The organism is uncultured Chryseobacterium sp., from assembly GCF_913776365.1.
GTDB lineage: Bacteria > Bacteroidota > Bacteroidia > Flavobacteriales > Weeksellaceae > Chryseobacterium.
The window spans coordinates 1-5,151 of record NZ_CAJYMO010000133.1 but is presented as its reverse complement, the minus strand read 5'-3'; the positions used below and the strand labels follow the sequence as shown (position 1 = coordinate 5,151).

The following is a 5,151-nucleotide window of genomic DNA, read 5'->3' as shown; positions in this document are numbered from 1 at the left end:
AGAAAGGGCAAATATCAATGATTTCTTTGCTCCGAACCGGCTGATGAAATGCACGATGAAAAGAGAAATAATGGCGATGGGAATATCTTTGAAAGACTCCAGGAAACCCAGCTTTTCGTACGTCACTTTGGCTTCCGAAAGCTGAAGAATCACAATGCCCATGCAGTTTAGCACCATGGAGAAAATCAGGAAAGTCAGTTGGAGCGGAAGTGAAATTTTGGAGCCTTGGGATATCATTTCGGGGATTTTTTTTATGCTTTTTTTATGAAAAGTAGTGGTTTTTCCGGGTCATTTTATGCCTTCAAACCCCCAAAAATAAACGAAATATTAAAATAATTATTAATAAAATGTTAATTGTTTGAAAAAAAATATATTTTTATTGTCTCAATTTGAGAATTAAAAAACTAACTGTATATGAATGTAAGAATATCTAGAAGTTTAGGGATGGTGGCAGTGCTGTATTTTACTGCCAGTTTCAATGCCCAGAACACCACCGGCGACACGCTTCCGAAAGAGCAGAAAATCGAGGAAGTAGTCATGATCGGTTACGGTACCCAGCGGAAGAGCAACGTAACGGGAGCGATCTCCAGTATCAAGGCGAGCGACATTGAAAACATTCCGGCCGGAAAGCCGGAGCAGGTATTGCAGGGCCGGGCTGCCGGTGTCAATGTCATTACGAATTCCGGACAGCCGGGATCATCTGCAACTATTCGTGTAAGAGGAATTACCAGTTACTCATCAAGTAATGATCCGCTTTGGGTAGTTGACGGTATTGTGGTAGATGGAATCGGGTGGCTTAATCAGTCTGATATCGAAGGGATTGAAGTGCTTAAAGACGGTGCGTCTGCTGCAATTTACGGAGTTTCTGCAGCAAGAGGGGTAATATTAGTTACTACCAAAAAAGGGAGAAAAGGAAGACTTAATATTTCCTATAACGGATTCTATGGAGTAGGAAGTGCAGCTAGAAAACTTGATCTCCTTAATGCTACCCAGTATGCTACAATTATCAATGAGGGGTTTACCAATGATGGAAAAGCGGCACGTTACGATAATCCGGCAGCTTTCGGTGCAGGTACAGACTGGCAGGATATTATTTTTAGTAATGCTGAAAGATCTAACCATGAAGTGAGTCTAAGCGGAGGAAATGAGAAATCCACCTTTTATGGATCATTCGGTTATTATGACCAGACCGGTATCGTAATGAGCGATATATCCTATTACAAGAGGTTAACCGGAAGGTTGAATTCAACTCATAAAGTGACAGACTGGCTGACTTTAGGACAAACTTTTGCTTATACACACACTAAATCACAGGGTATCAATTCAAATGGTGAATTCGGGGGACCTTTAAGTTCTGCTGTTAACTTAGATCCAACCACTCCTGCTGTTGTTACTGATATAAATTCCCAGCCATTTCCTAACGATTACTCAAACGCCAACATTTTCAGGGATCCTAAGGGAAATCCATATGGGATTTCACATTATGTTAATCAGGAAATGTCAAATCCTTTAGCATTCCGAAATACCCAGTTGGGAAATAATGGATGGTCTGACGATTTTGTAGCAAACATATATGCTGAGCTTAAGCTTTCAAAAAATATCACCTTTAAATCATCAATCAATGGTAAAAAAGCATATTGGGGAAGTAAAAATTTCACACCGCTATTTTATCTAAACCCAAATTATACCAACCTGAGTGTAAACAGTCTTAGCAGGACGACCCAGGAAAAATTTGAGTGGAGTCTGGAAAACACTGTTAATTATCAGAATAAATTCGGAAAACACAACGTCAATGCATTATTAGGTCAAGGTTACTATGAATACAATATAGGATTCGGACAGACCGTTACTCACACAGATCTGCCTGTAAACAACTGGCAGGACGCTTCTTTCAACTTCTTTGTAGCACCGAGCAAAAGGAATACCAGTGCATGGGATTATGTAAACACACATAAAACGTCCTATTTTGGTCGGATTATTTATGACTATGATAACAAATATTTATTTACGGGAACACTGAGATATGACGGATCGTCGAAATTTGGTGCGAATAACCACTGGGGAACTTTTCCTGCATTCTCATTAGGATGGAATGTTAGCAATGAAAATTTCTGGCCTGAAAACAACATTGTTAATAGCCTGAAAATAAGGGGAGGCTACGGTATTCTGGGAAATGATGGTATCGGAGATTTCAAATTTGCAAGTTTTTATGTTTCCGGGGCAAACTATACCTTCATTGATGCAACAGGAAATGAGGTAATCTATCCAGGATATATTCCCAACACACTTGAAAATCCAGATTTAAAGTGGGAAACTACTTCCCAACTTAATATTGCTGCCGATTTAAAGTTATTTAAAAACTTCAACCTTACTGTTGATGTTTATAAAAAGAAAACTTCAGATATATTAAGAGAGATTTTTCTTCCGGGATATGTTGGAGTTACTAATCCTCCTACAGCCAACATTGGAGATATGGAAAACAGAGGGGTAGAAGTAGAGTTGGGTTATAAAAAGAACTGGAATGACTTCGGAATTTCAGTTAATGGAAATTTCTCTTATCTTGAAAATGAAGTGCTATCACTTGAGAAAGGACGTGAATACTTGGATGCTGACGGATTCCAGTCAATGGGTTCAATTCAGAGAATTCAGATAGGACAGCCTTATAAATCATTCTATGGATTTAAAACTCTTGGAGTCTTTCAAAACCAAGCTCAGATCAATTCTTACGTAAATGCAAACGGGCAAATGATTCTGCCAAATGCTAAGCCCGGAGATTTCATATGGGCAGATACCAATGGTGACGGCACTATAGATAATCTGGATAAAGTGAATCTGGGAAGCTCTATTCCTAAATACACTTTCGGATTAACAGTAAATCTTAATTACAAAAATTGGGATCTGATGGCGTTTGGTCAGGGTGTCGCAGGTAATAAATTGTTTCAGGGACTGAGAAGACTTGATATGCTTGATGCCAATTATCAGACCAAAATTCTGGACCGCTGGACCGGCGAAGGATCAACAAATGAAAATCCTCGTTTAACAAGACTGGATTCCAACCAGAACTATTCGAGATTATCTGACTATTATCTGCAGAAGGGTGATTATTTCAGGCTGAAATTGGTACAGCTGGGATATACACTTCCGCAGAATATGACACAGAGCTTTGGCGTGAGCAAAGTCCGTTTTTATGTTACAGCAGAAAACTTGGTAACTTTTACCAAATATACAGGGTATGATCCTGAAATTGCAGGAGGCGACAGCTTTGGTATAGACAGAGCTTTTTATCCACAGGCTAAGACATTTCTTTTTGGCGCAAACGTTACTTTTTAAAACTATAATAAAATGAAAAATAGAATATATAAAATCAGCATAGCAGCATCATTGTTTTTGGGTACAGGATTTATAAATATTGCTTGTAATAACAGTAATCTTGAAGATGTAGAAAATAAGGGAGCTTTTGATACAAATAATTTTTTCAGGAACGAACAGGAATGTTTTTTTGCATTAACCGGTGCTTATGACGTTATGAGAAAATATGCCGGTGGCTTTGAAAATATGGTAACCTTTTTCAATGCCGGATCGGATGATTTTTACGCCGGCGGAGGAAGCTCTACAGATGGTGCCGGAATACAGGGATTATCCAGCTATACACTGAATTCTACAACACTGCCTGCAAGTTATTGGAGAGATTATTACCAGGGAATCTCCAGAGCAAATGTATTAATCCAGAAAGTACCCCTTGCTACAATAGATGACGCCACAAAGAATAGGTTTATCGCAGAATCAAAAGCATTGCGCGCTTTATATTATTTTGATCTGATCAGGATGTTTGGAAATATTCCTCTTATTCTTGAACCGTTTAAAGCATCCGATGATTTTTATAACGTTCCACAAGCTCCTAAATCTGCGGTATATTCCCAGATCGAAGCAGACTTAGTAAGTGCAATACCTGGTTTACCGGCTACAGTACCGGCCGGTCAGAAAGGACGCCTGACACAAGGCGCTGCAAAAGCATTATTGGGGAAAGTATATTTGTACAATAATAAAAAAAGTGAAGCTGCAGCCATACTGGCGGATGTAAATGGTACTCCTGGCGGCACTAGCCAATATGGTTACAAGCTGGTTGACAGCTATGCAAGCCTATGGGTGACCAATAATAAATTTACCACAGAATCGATCATTGAGATCAATCACACCAACTTAGGGAACTCAAGCTGGGAAATCTGGGGACAGGGAGGTGATGAAGGTAATTCCATCAGTATTATGACTTCAATAAGATCATATAATCGTAAAAGTACAGATGCTCCGGATTGGGTTTCCGGATGGGCCTTTAATCCGGTTACTGAAGATCTCTTTAATTTCATGCAGGGAGATCCTCGTTTAGCACCTTCTATATTTAACGCTAAATCTTTGAAACAACAGAATAAGATTGATTATTCTGAAGCCAATATGGATTCAGGTTATTTCTTAAATAAATATTTAGTTACAAAAGATGAAACTACAGATCTTCCTGGTGCGCCGGAACTGAATTACAGAAAAAATTATATTCTGATAAGGCTTGCCGATACTTATCTTATGGAGGCCGAAGCTCTGAATGGCTCAGGTGCACGTGCACAGGCATTATTGGATGCAGTGCGAACCAGAGTTGGTTTGGCATCAGTTCCTGTTTCTTTGCAAGCCATTAAAAATGAGCGAAGAAGAGAATTTATTGGGGAAGGTCACCGATGGTTTGATCTTGTCAGATGGGGTGATGCGCCTACTGTGTTGGCTTCCAGAGGTTTTAAGGCAGGGAAGAATGAAGTATTGCCTATACCATTACCTGAAATGACAGGAACTATTTTGAAACAAAACCTTGGGTATTAATCATTAATAAAAATCAGATATGATCACTAAATATATTAAAGCATCAATATTGCTAAGTGCAGGAATATTTTTCATGGCCAGCTGCTCTCCGGATACTGTTGATGAGGGTTATGGCATTACACAGCCGGCAGTAGATGCCAGTTTTACCGTAACAAAAATCTCAGAGAACAAATACCATCTTAAAAGGAACTACAACAATTATCTCAATTCTCAATGGAATATAGATGGAGCAGGGTTCGTTGCAGGAAAAGATGAAATGGATGTTTTCTTTCCGGATACCGGAACATA

General features: G+C 39.1%; 3 protein-coding genes and 1 pseudogene. 3 read left to right on the top strand and 1 reads right to left on the bottom strand.

The genetic code is table 11. From position 1 onward, the window contains the following. Window positions 1-237 (bottom strand): annotated as a pseudogene (locus tag QZ735_RS06540) (MFS transporter); the annotation flags it as partial. 177 nt (window positions 238-414) lie between these two features. Between QZ735_RS06540 and QZ735_RS06535 the strand changes: the two are divergent. The 3 genes from QZ735_RS06535 to QZ735_RS06525 form a co-directional block, all read left to right on the top strand. Beyond that, a complete protein-coding gene (locus QZ735_RS06535) occupies window positions 415-3,330 on the top strand; it encodes a TonB-dependent receptor (RefSeq protein WP_294245850.1) in 2,916 nt (971 codons plus the stop codon). A gap of 12 nt (window positions 3,331-3,342) precedes the next feature. After that, on the top strand, window positions 3,343-4,863 hold the full coding sequence (locus QZ735_RS06530; protein WP_294245848.1) for a RagB/SusD family nutrient uptake outer membrane protein: 1,521 nt from the start codon (window positions 3,343-3,345) through the stop codon (window positions 4,861-4,863). Window positions 4,864-4,882: 19 nt separating this feature from the next. Continuing rightward, on the top strand, window positions 4,883-5,151 hold a 269-nt coding region (locus QZ735_RS06525), incomplete at its 3' end, for a hypothetical protein (RefSeq protein ID WP_294245845.1).